Origin of the sequence: Stappia sp. 28M-7 (assembly GCF_014252955.1) — a bacterium.
GTDB lineage: Bacteria > Pseudomonadota > Alphaproteobacteria > Rhizobiales > Stappiaceae > Stappia.
The window spans coordinates 591,617-609,237 of record NZ_JACMIA010000001.1; the positions used below are offsets into that span (position 1 = coordinate 591,617).

17 protein-coding genes are annotated in these 17,621 nt (G+C 67.1%); 14 read left to right on the forward strand and 3 right to left on the reverse strand.

What is annotated here, in order from left to right:
- Positions 1-19: 19 nt before the first annotated feature.
- Genes H7H34_RS02675 through H7H34_RS02700 form a run of 6 tightly spaced genes read left to right on the forward strand, consistent with a single transcriptional unit; the run spans position 20 to position 7,149 of the window.
- Entirely contained in the window at positions 20-1,429 is a 1,410-nt protein-coding gene (locus H7H34_RS02675) for a type II and III secretion system protein family protein (protein WP_120268442.1), read from the forward strand.
- An 11-nt stretch (positions 1,430-1,440) separates the two neighbouring features.
- Entirely contained in the window at positions 1,441-2,202 is a 762-nt protein-coding gene (locus H7H34_RS02680; RefSeq protein WP_185924160.1) for a CpaD family pilus assembly protein, read from the forward strand.
- Positions 2,203-2,221: 19 nt separating this feature from the next.
- Positions 2,222-3,544: a CpaE/TadZ family protein gene (locus tag H7H34_RS02685; protein ID WP_245164947.1), complete on the forward strand. Its 1,323-nt coding sequence runs from the start codon at positions 2,222-2,224 to the stop codon at positions 3,542-3,544.
- A gap of 46 nt (positions 3,545-3,590) precedes the next feature.
- Positions 3,591-5,108, forward strand: coding sequence for a TadA family conjugal transfer-associated ATPase (locus H7H34_RS02690; RefSeq protein WP_120268444.1), 1,518 nt, complete (start codon positions 3,591-3,593; stop codon positions 5,106-5,108).
- The gene (locus tag H7H34_RS02695; protein WP_185924161.1) at positions 5,101-6,126 is read left to right on the forward strand and encodes a type II secretion system F family protein; all 1,026 of its coding nucleotides are present in this window, start codon (positions 5,101-5,103) and stop codon (positions 6,124-6,126) included. The genes H7H34_RS02690 and H7H34_RS02695 overlap by 8 nt, the downstream gene beginning before the upstream one ends.
- Before the next feature lie 42 nt (positions 6,127-6,168).
- Positions 6,169-7,149: a type II secretion system F family protein gene (locus H7H34_RS02700; RefSeq protein WP_120268445.1), complete on the forward strand. Its 981-nt coding sequence runs from the start codon at positions 6,169-6,171 to the stop codon at positions 7,147-7,149.
- A 115-nt stretch (positions 7,150-7,264) separates the two neighbouring features.
- On the opposite strand, the gene H7H34_RS02705 is transcribed toward H7H34_RS02700, so the two are convergent.
- Positions 7,265-8,092, reverse strand: coding sequence for a tetratricopeptide repeat protein (locus H7H34_RS02705; RefSeq protein WP_120268446.1), 828 nt, complete (start codon positions 8,090-8,092; stop codon positions 7,265-7,267).
- A 200-nt stretch (positions 8,093-8,292) separates the two neighbouring features.
- Between H7H34_RS02705 and H7H34_RS02710 the strand changes: the two genes are divergently transcribed.
- The 4 genes from H7H34_RS02710 to H7H34_RS02725 all read left to right on the forward strand — a co-directional run bounded on the left by H7H34_RS02710 (position 8,293) and on the right by H7H34_RS02725 (position 11,891).
- Positions 8,293-9,684, forward strand: a complete 1,392-nt coding sequence (locus tag H7H34_RS02710) for a leucyl aminopeptidase family protein (protein WP_185924162.1) — start codon at positions 8,293-8,295, stop codon at positions 9,682-9,684.
- 108 nt (positions 9,685-9,792) lie between these two features.
- Positions 9,793-10,143 (forward strand): MarR family transcriptional regulator, encoded by a 351-nt coding sequence (locus tag H7H34_RS02715; protein ID WP_067339870.1) that lies wholly within the window; start codon positions 9,793-9,795, stop codon positions 10,141-10,143.
- Positions 10,144-10,204: 61 nt separating this feature from the next.
- Positions 10,205-11,086, forward strand: coding sequence for a C40 family peptidase (locus tag H7H34_RS02720; protein WP_120268448.1), 882 nt, complete (start codon positions 10,205-10,207; stop codon positions 11,084-11,086).
- Positions 11,087-11,507: 421 nt separating this feature from the next.
- A complete protein-coding gene (locus H7H34_RS02725; protein WP_185924163.1) occupies positions 11,508-11,891 on the forward strand; it encodes a response regulator in 384 nt (127 codons plus the stop codon).
- Positions 11,892-11,924: 33 nt separating this feature from the next.
- On the opposite strand, the gene H7H34_RS02730 is transcribed toward H7H34_RS02725, so the two are convergent.
- Both H7H34_RS02730 and H7H34_RS02735 read right to left on the reverse strand, forming a co-directional pair.
- Positions 11,925-12,869, reverse strand: a complete 945-nt coding sequence (locus tag H7H34_RS02730) for a 2-hydroxyacid dehydrogenase (protein ID WP_120268450.1) — start codon at positions 12,867-12,869, stop codon at positions 11,925-11,927.
- Between the two features lie 430 nt (positions 12,870-13,299).
- A complete protein-coding gene (locus tag H7H34_RS02735; RefSeq protein WP_185924164.1) occupies positions 13,300-14,565 on the reverse strand; it encodes a DNA recombination protein RmuC in 1,266 nt (421 codons plus the stop codon).
- A gap of 205 nt (positions 14,566-14,770) precedes the next feature.
- Between H7H34_RS02735 and def the strand changes: the two genes are divergently transcribed.
- The 4 genes from def (at position 14,771) to H7H34_RS02755 (ending at position 17,610) form a co-directional block, all read left to right on the forward strand.
- The gene (gene def / locus H7H34_RS02740) at positions 14,771-15,289 is read left to right on the forward strand and encodes a peptide deformylase (protein WP_120268452.1); all 519 of its coding nucleotides are present in this window, start codon (positions 14,771-14,773) and stop codon (positions 15,287-15,289) included.
- A 41-nt stretch (positions 15,290-15,330) separates the two neighbouring features.
- A complete protein-coding gene (locus tag H7H34_RS02745; RefSeq protein WP_120268453.1) occupies positions 15,331-15,963 on the forward strand; it encodes a MarC family protein in 633 nt (210 codons plus the stop codon).
- An 87-nt stretch (positions 15,964-16,050) separates the two neighbouring features.
- Positions 16,051-16,986 (forward strand): methionyl-tRNA formyltransferase, encoded by a 936-nt coding sequence (fmt, locus tag H7H34_RS02750; RefSeq protein WP_185926411.1) that lies wholly within the window; start codon positions 16,051-16,053, stop codon positions 16,984-16,986.
- 96 nt (positions 16,987-17,082) lie between these two features.
- Entirely contained in the window at positions 17,083-17,610 is a 528-nt protein-coding gene (locus tag H7H34_RS02755; RefSeq protein ID WP_185924165.1) for a GNAT family N-acetyltransferase, read from the forward strand.
- Positions 17,611-17,621 lie beyond the last annotated feature (11 nt).

Below are 17,621 nucleotides of genomic sequence, written 5' to 3' on the forward strand. Positions count from 1 at the left end.
GACGGCAAGGAGTATTCGGATGTTGGCTCAACGTTTCTTCCGGATCGGTACGGCGATCTGCCTTGTCCTGACCGGCCTTGCCGGACTGGATACCGCGCGCGCCGATGGCTATCCAAAGGCGGTGACCATCCAGGCCGGCGAGCGGGTGGCCGGGCGGTTGCTCAAGGTCGGTCTCGGCCGTTCCGTGGTGATCAATCTCGGCGAGGAGGTGAGCGACGTCATCGTCTCCAACCCGGAGGTGGCCGATGCGGTGGTCCGGTCCTCGCGCCGGGTCTTCATCCTCGGCAACAAGGCGGGGCAGGCGAGCCTGTTCCTGTTTGGCCGGGCCGGCAACCAGATCGCCAGCTTTGATCTCGCCGTCGAAAACGACACGACCGACCTCAACATGATGATCCGCCGCGCCATACCGGGCGCCGACATCACGGCCGAGTCGGTCAATGGCAACCTCGTCCTGAGCGGCACGGCCTCCAGCACCGTCGAGGCTCAGCAGGCGGCGGATCTCGCAGCGCGCTTCTCCAAGGTCGAAGGCAGTGCCTTGCCGGTCCTCAACATGGTCTCGGTGAGCGGCAAGGACCAGGTGCACCTGAAGGTGACGGTTGCCGAGGTCGAGCGATCGATCATCAAGCAGCTGGGCGTCAACCTGTCCGGTACCATCGGCATCGGCAACTACAGCGCCAATTTCAACAGCTCGCCCGGCTACTCGGTCAACTCCAACATCATCGGCCGCCCGAATGCCGGTGGCGGGTTCCTTGCCGGCGGCGCGAAGCTGAACGCGGACCTGCAGGCGCTGCAGCGCGACGGCGTGATCCGCACACTGGCCGAGCCGACACTGACCGCGATTTCTGGCGAAAATGCCAGCTTCCTGGCTGGCGGCGAGTTCCCGATCCCGATCGCCGAGGACAACAACAAGCTCACCGTCCAGTTCAAGAAGTTCGGCGTCGGCCTCGACTTCACTCCGGTGGTCCTGAGCGAAGGGCGCATCTCCCTGCGCATCAAGACCGAGGTCAGCGAGATCACCCAGGAGGGGGCGGTTTCGATCGGCTCCCTGGTCATTCCCGCGCTCAAGGTTCGCCGGGCCGAGTCCACCGTCGAGCTGCCTTCTGGCGGAACGCTGGTCATGGCCGGCCTGCTGAAGGAATCCTACAAGCAGGACCTCAACGGCGTGCCCGGTCTGATGCAGGTGCCGATCCTCGGCGCCCTGTTCAAGAGCCGCGACTTCCTGCGCCAGGAGACCGAACTCGCCGTCTTCGTGACGCCCTACACCGTCCGTCCGACGGCCCGCTCGGAGCTTGTCGAGCCGACCCGCAACCTGGCGCCGGCGACCGATGGCGAAACGATTTTCCTGAACCGTCTCAACCGCATGTACCGGGTATCCGGCGATCCTGGACAGGGCGCCTACCATGGTCAGGTCGGCTATATCTACGAGTGAGGACCGGTCCCATGCAGTCTGCATCCGCAAAGCGCGTCGCCGCTTCCGCAACTCGGGTCCGTGCGCTCACGTCGACCCTTGCCGTTCTCGCCGCGCTGCTGGCGGCCGGCTGCCAGACGCAGCAGCCGACAGCCGAGGCGCTCGCGACCAATGATTACCGCCTGCGCCACCCCATCGTGGTGACGGAAGGGGTGAAGACGCTCGATCTGCCGGTGGGAAGCGACATGCGCCGCCTGTCGCCGCAGCTGTCGGCCGTCGTCACCAGCTTCGCGGCCGAGGCCCGTTCGCGCGGTGGCGGCGCGATGGAGATCATCGTGCCCTCCGGCGCCTACAACGAGGCGGCCGTTCATGCGGTGCTGCCGCAGATCCGCAAGGCGCTGGTGCAGGGCGGCGTGTCGCCCAAGCGTATCGCCACCCGCGGCTACCCGGTCCAGGATCCGGGCATCTCCGCGCCGGTGCGCCTGGCCTATTCCGGTCTGCAGGCCAAGACGGGTCCTTGCGGCCAGTGGCCCGACAACATCACCGGGGGCGGCGACGGGATGCGCCACAACCCGCATCTGAACAACACGCAGTATTACAATTTCGGCTGCGCCGCGCAGTCCAACCTGGCCGCCATGGTCGACAATCCGACGGACCTGCTCTACCCGCGCGCCTCGACGCCGGCCGACCAGCTCCGCCGGGGCACGGTCTACGGCAAGTATCGCGCCGGCGAGCAGACGGCGACCGACTACAAGGAAGGCGACGGTTCGCGCGTCTCCGACGCGACGAACTGATCCCGGAGGAGCTGGACGGATGAACACCCTCGCTTACGACATGCCGCTGGACGAGGACGGGTATCCGCGCGAGCCTGCGATGGGAGACCATCACGCCGTCGCCGTGCCCGCCGATACGCTTGACATCAAGGCGGTGCCGCGGATCGCCATCCAGGCCTTTTGCGAAAGCGAAGACATTGCCCGGATGATCGAGAGCGCCGCTCAGGACCGGCGCATGGCCAAGGCTCATGTGAAGGTACACAAGGGCGGGCTTGCAGCGGCCATCGACTTCTACGGCTCCGCGCCGACGCCGAACCTGATCCTGCTGGAGACCCGCACGGAAGCCTCCAAGCTGATCCAGGGTCTGGAACAGCTGGCGGAAGTCTGCGACGCCGGCACCAAGGTGATGATCATCGGCCACGTCAACGACGTGAAGCTCTACCGCGACCTCATCCATCGCGGGATCAGCGACTACCTCGTTGCGCCGATCAACCTGTTCCAGCTGATCGGCGCCATCGGCGAGCTCTACGTCAATCCGGACGCCGAGCCGCTGGGGCGGACAATTGCCTTCGTCGGCGCCAAGGGGGGCGTTGGTTCGTCCACTGTTGCGCACAATGTCGCCTGGTCGATCGCCCGCGTCTACGAGAGCGACGTGGTGCTGGCCGACCTCGACCTCGCCTTTGGCACGGCCGGCCTCGACTTCAACCAGGATCCGCTGCAGGGCGTCTTCGAGGCGGTCTCTTCGCCGGAGCGCCTCGACGAGACCATGCTCGACCGCCTGCTGTCGAAATGCGCCGATCGCCTCAGCCTGCTTGCAGCGCCCGCTTCGCTGGAGCGGACCTACGATCATGGCGAGACGAGCTTCGATGGTCTGCTCGACATCATGAAGCAGGGTGCGCCGGCAATCGTGCTCGATCTGCCGCATGTGTGGTCGGGCTGGGTCCGCCGGATGCTGGCCGCCGTCGATGAAGTGGTGATCGTCGCAGAGCCGGATCTGGCCAACCTGCGCAACGCCAAGAACATGATCGACACGCTGCGCCAGCTGCGACCCAACGACTCGCCGCCGCGCCTGGTGCTGAACCGGGTGAACGTGCCAAAGCGGCCGGAGATCAAGGCCGCCGAGTTCGCCGACGCGCTGGAGCTCACCGCGGCCGCGGTGGTGCCCTTCGATCCGCTGCTGTTCGGCACGGCCGCCAACAACGGCCAGATGATCGGCGAGCAGGACGAAAAGCACGCCACGACGGAAATCTTCAGCCAGATCTCGCAGCTGGTCACCGGTCGCGGCGAAGTGGCGAAGCCCAAGGGCCTTGCGCTCGGCTCGCTGGTCTCCCGCTTCCTGAAGAAGGGCAAGGCCGCCGGCTGACCGGCGGCCCGGCATGTTTCTTCGAGACGATTGAAAGCAGGTAACGATGTTCGGTCGACGTGGCGCTTCCTCAGGTTCACAGACGTCCCGCCCCGCGGCGCCGCCCATGCAGGGCGAGCCGCAGGTCGCGCCGGCTGCACCGCCGCCGCCCGTCGCGGCCGAACCGGCACGGGCTCCCGCAGCACCGTCCGCCGCCGCAGCTCAGCCCGCTGTTGCCGCAAAGCCTGCGCCGGCCGCGCCGCCGGTCGCCGAGCCGCGCGCGCCGCAGCGGTCGGAAGGCTATTACGCGACCAAGTCCTCGATCTTCAACGCGCTGGTCGAGGCGATCGACCTGTCGATGCTGACCCGCCTCAGCGCCGAGGACGCGCGCGAGGAGATCCGGGACGTCGTCAACGACATCATCGCGCTGAAGAACGTGGTGATGTCGATTTCCGAGCAGGAAGACCTGCTGGAGGACATCTGCAACGACGTTCTCGGCTATGGCCCGCTCGAGCCGCTTCTGGCGCGCGACGACATCGCCGACATCATGGTCAACGGCGCCAACACGGTCTACATCGAGACCCAGGGTCGGATGCAGCAGACCAGCGTGCGCTTCCGCGACAACAAGCAGCTGATGAACATCTGCCAGCGGATCGTCAGCCAGGTCGGCCGCCGCGTCGACGAATCCAGCCCGATCTGCGACGCCCGTCTCGCCGATGGCTCGCGTGTCAACGTGATCGCGCCGCCGCTGGCGATCGACGGGCCGACGCTCACCATTCGTAAGTTCAAGAAGGACAAGCTCACCCTCAAGCAGCTTGTCCAGTACGGCTCGGTTTCGCCCGAGGGTGCGACGGTGCTGGAGATTATCGGCCGCAGCCGATGCAACGTGCTGATTTCCGGCGGTACGGGTTCGGGCAAGACGACGCTATTGAACTGCCTGACGGCATATATCGATTCCACCGAACGCATCATCACCTGTGAGGACGCGGCGGAACTGCAGCTGCAGCAGCCGCATGTGGTGCGCCTTGAAACCCGCCCGCCCAACCTGGAAGGCGAGGGCGAGGTGACCATGCGCGATCTCGTCAAGAACTGCCTGCGTATGCGTCCCGAGCGGATCATCGTCGGCGAGGTGCGCGGACCCGAGGCCTTCGATCTGTTGCAGGCGATGAACACCGGCCACGACGGGTCCATGGGCACGCTGCACGCCAACAGCCCGCGCGAGGCGCTCTCGCGTCTGGAATCGATGATCACCATGGGCGGCTTCTCGCTGCCGTCCAAGACCCTGCGCGAGATGATCGTCTCGTCCATCGACGTGATCGTCCAGGCACAGCGCCTGCGCGACGGCTCGCGCCGCATCACCCACGTTTCGGAGGTGATGGGCATGGAAGGCGACGTGATCATCACCCAGGATGTGTTCCTCTACGACATCCTCGGCGAGGACGCGAACGGCAAGCTGATCGGCCGTCACCGCTCCACCGGCATCGGTCGCCCGAAATTCTGGGAAAAGGCGCGCTATTTCGGCGAGGAGCACCGCCTTGCCGCCGCCCTCGACGCGGCCGAAGCCCCGGAGCCCGGACATGGCTGACCTGCAGTCCTTCCTGACGCCGCAAGTGACGATCGTCGCCATTGCTCTTCTGGCGACGCTGTCCATCGGCGGCATCATCTACGCCCTGTTCGAGCCGCAGCTGAGCGGGCGCGCGGCGCGCGAGAAGCGGCTGAAGTCTGTTTCGACCCGTAACAACGCCGCCATCGATGCCACCCGCCGTGCGGTGCGCGACGGCGACCGCCGGCGCAAGTCCGTGCAGGACCAGCTCAAGGAATTCGAGGCGCGCGAGAAGAAGAAGCAGCAGCGCGCAGCGCGCCTGACGCTGGACGAACGCATCGACCAGGCCGGCCTGACCTGGTCGATGCGCGGCTTCATCGTCTTCTCGCTGATCTGTGCGCTGGTGCTGGGCTTTGTCGGCCTGCTCGCCTCCGGCTCGCTGATCGTCACCTTCGGCCTGATGTTCGTCGGCGCGTTCGGCGTGCCGCGCTTCTATCTCGGACGCCGCCGCAAGAAGCGGATCGCCGCCTTCCTGAACGAACTGCCCAATGCCGTCGACGTCATCGTGCGCGGCACCAAGGCGGGCCTGCCGCTCGGCGAGTGTATCCAGATCGTCGCCGCCGAGGCGCGCGAGCCGATCAAGACCGAGTTCCGCCGTATCGTCGAGGCCCAGACCATGGGCATCACCCTGGCAGAGGCGATCTCGAAGCTGCCGAGCCGCATGCCGGTCGCGGAGGCGAACTTCCTCGCCATTGTCGTGATGATCCAGGCGCAGTCGGGCGGTTCTCTGTCCGAGGCGCTGGGCAACCTGTCCAAGGTGCTGCGCGAGCGCAAGGCGATGAAGGGCAAGATCGTCGCCATGAGCCAGGAGGCCAAGTCCTCCGCCGCGATCATCGGCTCGCTGCCCTTCCTCGTTGTCGGTGTGCTGTCGCTGACCAGCCCGTCCTACATGATGCTTCTGTTCACCGAGCCCACCGGCAACATCATCGTCGTGGGCAGCGGACTGTGGATGCTGACCGGCATCTTCATCATGAAGAAGATGATCGCCTTCGACTTCTGATCTGCCGTTTTCGGGCAGGAACGACGGACACGGAAAGAGACCATGGGACTGGATTTCTCCAATCTTCTCTCCCAACAGGCGATGATCGCCATCCTGACCATGGTTGCGATCGCCGGCACGCTGTTTTCGCTCGTCGTGCCGCTGCTGGAAGGCGACAAGCTCAAGACCCGGATGAAGTCCGTGGCACTGGAGCGCGAGCAGATGCGCGCCCGCGAGCGCGCACGCCTGGCCGACGACAAGGCGAATGCGCGGGTTTCCCTGCGGAACAAGCCGAAGAAGCAGATGCAGAACATCGTCGACCGGCTCAACCTGAAGAACCTGTTGTCGGACGACGAGACCAAGCTGCGGCTGACCCGTGCCGGCTATCGCGGTGTGCGCCCGCTCTACACCTACCTGTTCGCGCGTCTTGTGATGCCGGTTGTCCTGCTCATCGTCGCGCTGTTCTACACCTTTGTGGTGCTCAAGCTGGACCAGCCGGCGATGGTCAAGGTGTTCATCGCCTGCCTTGTCGCGTTCATCGGTTTCTACGCGCCGGATCTTTATCTGAAGAACAAGATCCAGAACCGCCAGCTCTCGATCAACCGAGCCTGGCCGGATGCGCTCGACCTGATGCTGATCTGCGTGGAATCCGGCATGTCCATCGAGGTCGCCTTCCGCAAGGTGTCGGAGGAGATCGGCATCCAGTCGATCCCGCTGGCCGAGGAACTGACGCTGACCAATGCCGAGCTCTCCTATCTCGGCGACCGGCGCATGGCCTACGAGAACCTTGCCAACCGCACGGGCCTGGAAGGCGTCAAGAACGTCTCGCTGGCCCTGATCCAGGCCGAGCGCTACGGCACGCCGGTTTCCACCGCGCTGCGCGTCATGGCCGACGAAAACCGGCTGCAGCGCATGCAGGCGGCGGAAAAGAAGGCCGCGGCCCTGCCGCCCAAGCTCACCGTTCCGATGATCGTGTTCTTCCTGCCCGTGCTGCTTGCCGTGATCATCGGCCCGGCGATCATCCAGGCTGTCGCGACCTTCTGACGGCACGCCTCAAAGGCACCCCGGTAACGCCAATCCGGAACGAATGAAAAAGCCACCCGGAGGGGTGGCTTTTGTCGTTTCGGCTGCGAGAACAGGGGGAGGTGAAGATGGCGCGTCAACCGCCGGACTTTTTCTTCTTCTTGTCCTGCGCCGCAATCTCCGCCCAGGAATTGCGCTGCGACAGCATCGACTTGAGATAGGCGATGTTCTGTGCCGCCTGGGCCGGGTCGATCTCGGCGGTGGCGACCTGTTCGGCCTCCTGGAAGCGGCCCTGCAGGCCGATTGCCAGCGCCAGGTTCTGGCGGATGCGGCTGTCGGCCTTGGGGCTGGCGGCGGCGCGGCGCAAGACGCCCTCCGCCTCCTTGGCTTCGCCTTCCAGCAGGTAGGACATGGCAAGATTGTTGAGCAGGCTCGGCTCGTCCGGAGCGATCTTGAGCGCCTGATTGTAGAGATCGCGCGCCTGCTGGGTGTTGCCCATCTGGTCGTGGATCGCGGCCGCTGCAGACATCAGCCGCCAGTCGGGGCGCGTCGGGGTCTGAGCGCCGTTGATCACCTGCAGCGCTTCCGGCAGCCGGCCATTCATCGCCAGAACCTTGCCGTAGGCGGCGGCGATGTCGCGGTCGCTCTGATGGGCGATGATCGCCTGGCGCAGCACTGCTTCGGCCTGGTCGACCTGACCGTTGCGGCGCAGGGCGGCGGCATAGTTGAGAATGTTTTCGCGGTCCTTCGGCGAGCGCTGATAGGCTTGGCCCCAATAGCCGACCGCCTGCAAGGCGGCGCTCGATCCGGGGGCGGCATAGCCTTGCGGCGCGCCGGAATGGGTGCCGACGCTGCGCTTCGAGGAGGCGCAGCCTGTCAGCGCGACCAGGGCCACCATCGAGGCCGCGAGCATCAGGCGCGGCGCGGCGGCGGGACGGGGAAGGGCGTGGCGCGTGGATGGCATGTGCCGGGCTCCTGGACACGGACGGACGTTGGACTTGCAGAATGCGCAAGCTCATCAATACGTCGTTAACCCTAATGCTTCGTTAAACGGCGGTCCCGGAGGTGGTCCCGCGGGCAGATGCCCGGCGATTGCCGCTGCCTGCCCTTCGTGCTTAAAACGGAACTCCGATCTTCTTCTCCCGCCAGACAAGGACCCCGCCCGTGCGCGCCTCGCTGATCGCCCATTCCCCCGATGTTGCAGCCATTCCCGTCCATGCCGTCGACCGCGATGAAGCGCAGACGGTGCTTCAGGGACTGGGCGCGCGGGCCGAGGCCTTCGCCGCGGCGAGCGGGTTCGACGGGGCGGCCGGACAGCTGCTTCTGGTTCCAGGTGCCGAAGGAGCGCTTGCGGCCGTGCTTTTCGGCGTCGCCAATGCGGCTGCGCCCGGGTTTGCCGTGGGCGATCTCGCCCGCAAGCTGCCGGGCGGCGACTTCCGTCTGGAGATTGCGGCGGAGGCGCAGGAGGAAGCCGCTCTCGCCTTCGCGCTCGGCTCCTACCGGTTCGAGCGCTACCGCAAGCCGTCGACCCGCTCGGTGCCGCGGCTGATGGTGGGCGAGGGCGTCGACCTGGAGCGGGTCGGCCTCATCCTCGACGGCATGACGCTCGCCCGCGATCTGGTCAACACGCCGGCGAGCGATCTCGGTCCTGCCGAGCTGTGCGATGCGGCGCAGCGCCTCTTCGCCGATCACGGCGGGCGGGTGCGCGTCATCGAGGGCGAGGCGCTGCTCGCCGAGGGCTTCCCGATGGTCCATGCGGTCGGCCGGGCGAGCGACCGCGCGCCGCGGCTTGTGGATGCGACCTGGGGCGAGGAGGGGCATCCGCGCGTCACCCTGGTCGGCAAGGGCGTCGTCTTCGACACCGGCGGCCTCGACATCAAGCCGTCCAGCGCCATGGCATTGATGAAGAAGGACATGGGCGGTGCGGCTGCCGTTCTGGCGCTGGCCTCGATGATCATGGCAGCCGGCCTGCCGGTGCGCCTGCGCGTCATTGTTCCGGCGGTCGAGAACGCGATTTCCGGCGCGTCCTTCCGTCCCGGCGATGTGCTGCCGAGCCGCAAGGGCCTCACCGTTGAGATCGGCAACACCGACGCGGAAGGCCGGCTGATCCTTGCCGACGCTTTGGCGCTCGCCGACGAGGAGGAGCCGGAGATCCTGATCGACATGGCGACGCTGACCGGCGCCGCGCGCGTTGCTCTCGGCCCCGACCTCCCGCCCTTTTACACCGACGACGAGGCCTTCGCGGCCGAGCTTGCGGACCACGCGACTACGGTGCGCGATCCGCTGTGGCGCCTGCCGCTGTGGCGCCCCTACGAGAGCTATCTGGAAAGCCGGATCGCCGACATCAATCACATCAACACCAGCGGTGCGGGCTTCGCCGGCTCCATCACCGCCGCGCTGTTCCTCTCGCGTTTCGTTGAAAAGGCGCGGGTCTGGGCGCATTTCGACATCTATGGCTGGAACCCGGCCGACCGTCCGGGCCGCCCGCTGGGCGGTGAGGCACAGGCCGCGCGTGCGCTCTTTTCGCTGCTCGCCGCCCGCTACCCGGGAAACTGAGGCGGCGCGCTTTCCTGCCTCGTTTCGGTGTTTGTATAACGGAACCGAAACGAATTGCCTGTCACTATGGGGCAAGGCCGGCAACGGCACAGCAGGCATGGGTGAGGGATGGGTATCGACTTGCGGCCGTCGCAGGCGCTGCGACTCTGGCACGATGTGACGATGTCGCTGGTCACCGACGGCGACAAGGACCTCACCTCGCGCCAGATGGCGATCCTGATGACGGTCTATCTGGAGCCGCCCCCGCACACGGTGCGCGGACTGGCTGCACGTCTCGACGTCACCAAGCCGGTGATCACCCGCGCGCTCGACACTTTGGGTGCGATGAAACTGCTGTCGCGCCGCCGCGACGAGGCCGACCGGCGCAATGTCGTGGTGACCCGCACCGTTGCCGGGGCGCTCTATCTGGAGCACATTGCCGACACCATCGTTGCCCGGGCCGCCGAGATGCCCCGCTGATCCCAGGCGGTGTACCGGGCAGCCCGATGCCCGAAGCGCCAGAAGAAGCCCGGACCGCCGCATGACCAGCGAACCCGCCGCCGCCCTCGATCGCCGCATCCATCCCGTTCGCCCCGATCTGGCGGCAAGCCGCTATCGTGGCCAGGTCGTGGCCGAGCGCTTCGCCGACCCGCTGCCGGTCCGCATCGCGGTCGCCTCGGCGCCGCTGCGCCCCGCGCCGGATGCGGCCCGCTCCATTGATACCGAAGCGCTCTACGGCGAGAGTTTCGATCTGTACGAGATCCGCGACGACGGCTGGGCCTGGGGGCAGCTGGCGACCGACGGCTATGTTGGGTACCTGCCAGCGGCGAGCGTGGGCGAGGCCGGCGCGCCCGCCACTCACCGGGTCTGCGTGCCGCGCAGCTATCGCTATCCGGAAGCCGAGCTGAAACGCCCGCCGCTCTCGCTCCTGTCGCTTGGCGCGCGCGTGCGCGTCGTCGGCGCAGCAGTGACCCGCGGCCTCGACTACGCGTTGCTCGACGACGGCAGCGCCATGGTCGCCCGCCATCTGATGCCGCTCGGCGAGACCGTGACCGACTGGGTGGCAGTGGCAGAGGGGCTGCTTGGAACGCCCTATCTGTGGGGCGGGCGTACCTCGCTCGGCCTCGACTGCTCGGCGCTGGTGCAGCTGGCGGCGGCGGAAGCGGGCCACGTGCTGCCGCGCGACAGCGACATGCAGCAGGCCGGCGCCGGCGAGGCGCTCGACATCTCCGGCGGTCTGCCGAAGCTTGAGCGCGGCGACCTGCTGTTCTGGAAGGGCCATGTCGGGATCATGAGCGATCCGGGCACCTTGCTGCATGCCAATGGCTACACGATGAGCGTTGCGCTGGAGCCGCTGGAGGCCGCGCTTGCGCGCATCGCGGCGACTGAATGGGGTGCGCTGACCGCCTGTCGCCGGTTGTAGCAGCGCGCGCAACGGCACGCGTTGCGGGCGGTCTTCTTGGGTTTCCGTGTGTCGGATTTTCCGGTTGTTCGGATTTCCAAGTTGTTTTGGAAATTTGCTTTCCCTTCCTTAGAAGGAAACGCCTGAAATTGCCCGGTTTCCCTAGCGCATCTGCTATGCAGGGAATGCAGTTGTAGCGACTCTGCAGCGCGATTATATCAGCTGCGACGTTGGGCGGCAGTTTTCGCCCCTATGAAGCGGGCAGCGAAGAAACCCCACGGGTCAATCCGAAACATCGCCGTCCGAACATATCAGCAAAATTGGATGTTGCGTCAGACTTCCCGAGGGGAGCTGACGGCGACGTCTTTTGCGTTTTACGGACAACCGGTCGCTCATGCTTCATGTCTTGCCGCACGCGGTTTTCCTTCACGTTGAAGACAACGTGAACGATGCCCTAGCCTTCCGTCTGGCGCTTGAAGGAGCGACGGGCAACATTCGCGTCCGCCGTGTCGGATCCGTGGAGACGGCGCTCGAGCTGCTGTCGACGCCGGATGCCGCCGCCGGCCCGCCCTTCGATTGCGTCGTGGCTTCGCTGGACCTGCCCGAAGGACGGGCGGGCGACCTGGCCCGGCGCGTGCGCCAGCGCCACGACAGCGCGACGCTGCCGTTGTTCGGTCTGACGCGCGGCGCGCCGCCGGTGGCAGCTGGCGACGAAGACTGGTTCGACGCGGTTCACCAGAAGCCCGCGACCCCTCGCGAGATGAAGCGCATCGCGCGCGAGATCGTCGACCTCTGGTTCTCTCGCGCGCGTCGGTTTCATTGCTAGTCTATTGAAAATAATAATCTTATAGTTTCGGCGTCAGTAGCCGGTCGCCTTGTCGACGGTGTTGCGCAAGGTGCCGCCCGCCTCGAAGGTGCGGATCTGCTCGGCGACATAGGCCGAGATCGCCTCCGGGTCGCTGTCGGCGGCCACATGCGGCGTGATCACCACATTCTCAAGCTTCCATAGCGGGCTGTGCGACGGCAGCGGCTCGGTCTCGAACACGTCGAGGCTGGCGCCCTTCAGCGTGCCGTCGGTCAGCGCGCGCACCAGGTCCGCCTCGACCTGGCTGCCGCCGCGTCCGGCATTGATGAAGACCGGTCCGCCGAGCGCCCCGTCGCGCGCCAGCCGCGACACGAGGCCGTAGTCGATGAAGCCGCGCGTCTCCGGCGTCAGGGGCAGCAGGTTCACCAGAATGTCGGTGCGGGCGAGGAAGGCATCGAGCTCGCTCTCGCCGGCATAGCTGACGACCCCGTCGATCTGCTTGGGCCCGCGCGCCCAGCCGGCAACGTCAAAACCAAACCGCACCAACATCTTGGCCGCTTCCGCGCCGAGCACGCCGAGACCGAGAAGGCCGACCCGCACGTGCCGCGCAGCCGGCTGCTCAAGGTCGCGCCACAGGCTTTCGCGCTGCTGCGCGGCGTAGGCCAGATGCTGGCGATGGTGCAGCAGGACCTGCAGCGCCACCCACTCGGTCATGCGTGCGGTCAGGTCGGGGTCGACCACCCGAACCATCGGGACATCCGGCAGGCCCGGCTGCGCCAGCAGATGGTCGACGCCGGCGCCCAGCGAAAAGATCACTTCGAGATTGGGGCAGGCCGCCAGGACCTCCGCCGGGGCCTTCCAAGCCAGCGCGTAGCGGATGTCGGCCGGATCGCCGACCGCGTCCGGCCAGGACCGGATCTCGTGCTCCGGCAGGTAGCGGGCAAGGCGCAAGGCCCAGGCGGCGGGGTTCCAGCCCTTGACGGCGATCAGCAGGCTCATGGCGATCCTCCAAAGCGATTGTTTCTCTCTCTTAGAGCATCTTCCGCCGCGCCTTGCAGCACCGGGATCGAAAAAAGCACCGCAAAGCCAAGCCTCTGGCGAGGAAGGTGCCGTAGCGGCGGGCTTCTTTCCGTGTCGAAATCCGGGTCACGGATGCGGTACGCGCCGATATCAAATTTCGAGAGAAATTTTGCAAAATTCCGTGCTGAAATCGGACGAAATTGATTTTTCCGTCTCAAATCCGCGGTTTGCGCAGAAGGGACAGATGGACGTGGGAGGCACCGAGGATGCGGTCTCCTGTTTCCCTCCGCCGCCTGCCTTTATCCCCGTCCTGTCCCCGGTGCGGCGCCGGCCCCGGCTGTCGGCGCATGCTGGCTGTTATCCCCGCAGGGGGCGGGCTGGCGTATGATGCGCGGCAGGTAGGACGGCGTCAGTCGGCGGCGTACGGATCGTGAAGTCCGGGCAGGGGCAGGGGGCGTGCCGCCTCGTCCCGGTGCCCGCGCGGCTCGGCCGCCGGCGCGCCGGCCCGGTCCGTCCGGTCGGTGGTGCCGTCTAAAGCCTGCTCGCCGCGCGGCGGGGCGAGATCGAGATCGCCGATGTTGCGGCCGCGCTTGCCGATCTTGTCGGTCGAAATGAGGATTTGCTCGATGTCGCGGCCGGCCTGGCCGAAATGCTGCTGCAGCTTGCGGACCCGCTCGTCCAGCCGGTCGACATCGGCGACGAGATGGGCGACCTCGGCCTGGATCCGGTGTGCCTCCTCGCGCAGCCGCGCATCGCGCAGCACCGACTGCACCACCTGGATCGACAACAACAGCAGCGAGGGGGAGACGATGACCACCCGGACTCGGTGTGCCTTCTGGACGAGATCGGAAAAGTGCTCGTGGATCTCGGCGAAGATGCTTTCGGACGGCACGAACATGAAGGCCGTGTCCTGGGTCTCGCCTGGAATGAGATAGCGCTCGGCAATGTCCGTCAGGTGTTTGCCGATGTCGCGGCGAAACCGGGCGCGCGCCTGCTTCAGCGGTTCCGCTCCTTCCGCCTGCTTCAGCTCGTTATAGGCCTCCAGCGGAAACTTGGCGTCGACGACGAGGGGCGGGGCGCCGTTCGGCAGATGGATCAGGCAGTCGGGCCGCACGCGCGTCGACAGGGTCGCCTGGAAGCTGAAGGCGCCCGGCGCCAGCGCATCCTGGACGATCGCCTCCATCCGGCCCTGGCCGAAGGCGCCGCGCGCCTGCTTGTTGTCGAGGATAGACTGCAGCGCCCCGACCTGACCGGACAGGTCGCGGATCGTTGCCTGCGCCCGGTCGATGACGGCCAGCCGCTCGTGCAGGTGGCGCAACCCGTCATGGGTCCGCCGGGTGGTCTCGGCCATCGACTGGCCGAGCTTGTGGCTCATGCCGTCGAGCCGCTCGTTGACGGCGCGCATCAGGTCGCCCTGCCGCGAGCCGAAGACCTCGGCCATGGTCTGCATCCGGCCGGTCATCTCGGACTGGACCTTGAGCAGGTCGGCGATCCGCGCCTCAAGCTCGCGCGCGTGTTCGGCCGCCCGCCATTCGGCATCGCGCGCCCGGCCCGCCTGCCGCGACACCGAGACGAGCGTCAGCACCGCCGCGCCGAGCAGCAGCAAGGCGGCGCCGACCAGCGCCTCGCCGAGCGACACGGGCCGGCCGAGCAGGGTGAAGAGAATCGTCTCCATGGAAACAAAGATAGAACATTTGTCGCCGCCGCGAAACGGCGCAGGCGCGTGGGGCGGCAACCGGGCACAGCGAGCGGGCAGAGGAGCGCCGGGCGTGCGCATGACGCCGGCGGCTCTCTCGCCAGGGGCCGTAAACCGCGGAAATCGTGCGTTCCGGGCGCATCCGCGCGTTGACGCGGGCGGCCTTCTCCCATATTTCAGCACCATGACGAAACGAGACATCATCATCCTGCCGGATCCCAAGCTGCGCCTGGTCAGCGAGCCGGTCGCCAGCGTCGACGACGCCGTGCGCCAGCTGGCCGACGACATGCTGGAAACCATGTACGACGCGCCGGGCATCGGGCTGGCCGCGATCCAGATCGGCGTGCCGACGCGCATGCTGGTGCTGGACGTGGCGCGCGAGGGCGAGACGCCCGCGCCGATGGTGGTGATCAACCCCGAGATCGTCTGGGAATCCGACGAGCGCTCCGTCTATCAGGAAGGCTGCCTGTCGATCCCGGAATATTACGAGGACGTGGAGCGGCCGCAGCGCATCGGCCTGCGCTTCCTCGACCGCGAGGGCGCGCAGCGCGAGATCGAGGCAGATGGCCTGCTCGCCACCTGCCTGCAGCACGAGATCGACCACCTGAACGGCGTGCTGTTCATCGACCACATTTCCAAGCTGAAGCGCGACCGCGTCGTGAAGAAGTTCCAGAAGCAGGCGCGGCTGACCGAAAAGGCCTGAGCCGCGCTGCAGCCTGAACCTGCGACCCGGGAGCCGGACGCATGGACATCGCCTTCTTCCTCAAGGTCTTCGCGGCGCTTTTCGCGATCATGAGCCCGGTCGCCAACCTGCCGGTGTTCCTGGCGCTGACCGGCGACCGTGATGCCGCCGGCAAGCGCGCCGTCGCCCTGACCGCAACGCTCGGCCTCGTCGCCGGCTCGCTCGTCGTCTTCTTCGGCGGCGAGGCGCTGCTGTCGCTGTTCGGCATCAGCATCGACGGCTTTCGCCTGGCCGGCGGGCTGCTGATCCTGCTGATCGCCCTGTCCATGCTGCATGGCGGCGAAAGCAGCGCGCAGGCCGGCACGGACGCAGAAAAGCAGCATCACCAGAGCGTCGACAATCCGGGCATCTACCCGCTGACCGTGCCGATGCTGCTGGGGCCCGGTTCGATCTCGACCATCGTCATCTTCCGCGAGCAGGCGAGCGGAGCGGGGCAGCAGGTCGCCCTGGTGGCGGCGCTCGCCGCCATGGTCGCCGTTCTCTCGGTCACCTTTCTCGCCGCGCCGCTGCTGGCGCGGGTTCTGGGGCGCACCGCGATCAGCATCATGAGCCGGCTGATGGGCATGATCCTGGCCGCCATTGCCATGGAGATGATGGTGACGAGCCTCAAGGCCCTGTTGCCCGGTCTTGCATGAAGCGCCTCGCATGAAGCGCCTCGCCTGATACGTTCAAACCCCTGAAAGCCGAGCCCTGCTCGCCCATTCGAAGGAGAAATCATGACCTTGCGCATCGTCTTCATGGGAACGCCGGAGTTTTCCGTTCCGACCTTGATGGAGATCGTCGGCCAGGGTCACGATGTCGTCGCCTGCTACACCCAGCCGCCGCGCAAGGCGGGCCGGGGTATGGAGGAGCGCAAGTCGGCAGTGCATCAGGCGGCCGAGACGCTGGGCATTCCGGTGCGCTGCCCGCAGTCGCTGAAAAGCGAGGAGGAGCACGCCGCCCTTGCCGAGCTCGCCCCCGATGCGGCCGTCGTCGTCGCCTACGGCCTGATGCTGCCGCAGGCGGTGCTCGACATTCCGGTGCATGGCTGTCTCAACCTGCATGCCTCGCTGCTGCCGCGCTGGCGCGGTGCGGCCCCGATCAACCGCGCGATCATGGCCGGCGACGCGGAAACCGGCGTCGAGGTGATGCGCATGGAAGCCGGGCTCGACACCGGTCCGGTCTACATGGCCGAGAAGCTGGCGATCGGACAGGACATGACGGCCGGCGAGCTGCACGACCGCCTGTCGGTGCTGGGCGCCGACCTGATGGTGCGCGCGCTCGCCGCCCTGCCGCGCGGCGGCCTGGTGCCGACGCCCCAGGCGGAGGAGGGCGTCACCTACGCCCGCAAGCTCGACAAGGCCGAGACGCGGATCGACTGGACGCGGCCGGCCCGCGAGGTGCACGACCATGTGCGCGGGCTCTCGCCCTTTCCCGGTGCCTGGTGCGAGGTGGAGATTTCGGGGCGCAGCGAGCGGGTGAAGGTGCTGCGCAGCGCGCTGGACGAGAGCGCCTCGGGCGAGCCGGGCACGCTGCTTTCCGCCGGCGACGAGCTGCTGGTCGCCTGCGGCAGCGGCGCGGTGCGTCTGGTGCAGCTGCAGCGCGCCGGCAAGAAGCCGATGCCGGCGGCCGAGTTCCAGCGCGGCGCCCAGCTCAGCCCCGGCACCCGGCTTTCGTGAACGGGGTCATCCATCGCCAAGCGGCCGCCGGGCAGGCTATGATGCCGGCCAAAGCAGATCGCTGTCAGGTGCCGCAAGGCCGAACGGACCATTCAGATGACCCATCCCGCGCTTGAACCCCAGATCCGTCCCGCCACGCCCGCCGACGAGGCGGACATTTCGCTCGTCACCGCCACCGCCTTCGGCCAGGAGGGCGAGGCACGGCTGGTCGACGAGCTGCGCTCCTGCGGCGCATTGGTGCTCGAGCTGGTGGCGGTCGACCGGGACGGGCGCGTCGTTGGCCATGTCGCCTTCTCGCGGGTGACGGGAGCGGGCGCCGGGCACCGTCTTGCCATCTCGTGCCTGGCGCCGGTCTCGGTGAGCCCGGACCGGCAGCGCGGCGGCGTCGGCTCGGCGCTGATCCGCGCCGGGATCGAGGCCTTGCGCGAGCAGGGCGAGGACCTGGTGCTGGTGCTGGGACCGCCCGCCTATTACCCGCGCTTCGGCTTCGACGTGGAGCTTGCGAAAAAGGTCGCGGGCCCCTATGCGGGGGCAGCCTTCCAGGCGCTGGCGCTGACCGAGGCCGCACGGGCGGCCCTGCCGATCGAGGTCACCTTCGCCACGCCCTTCGAGGCCTTCGAGTAACCGCGACAACC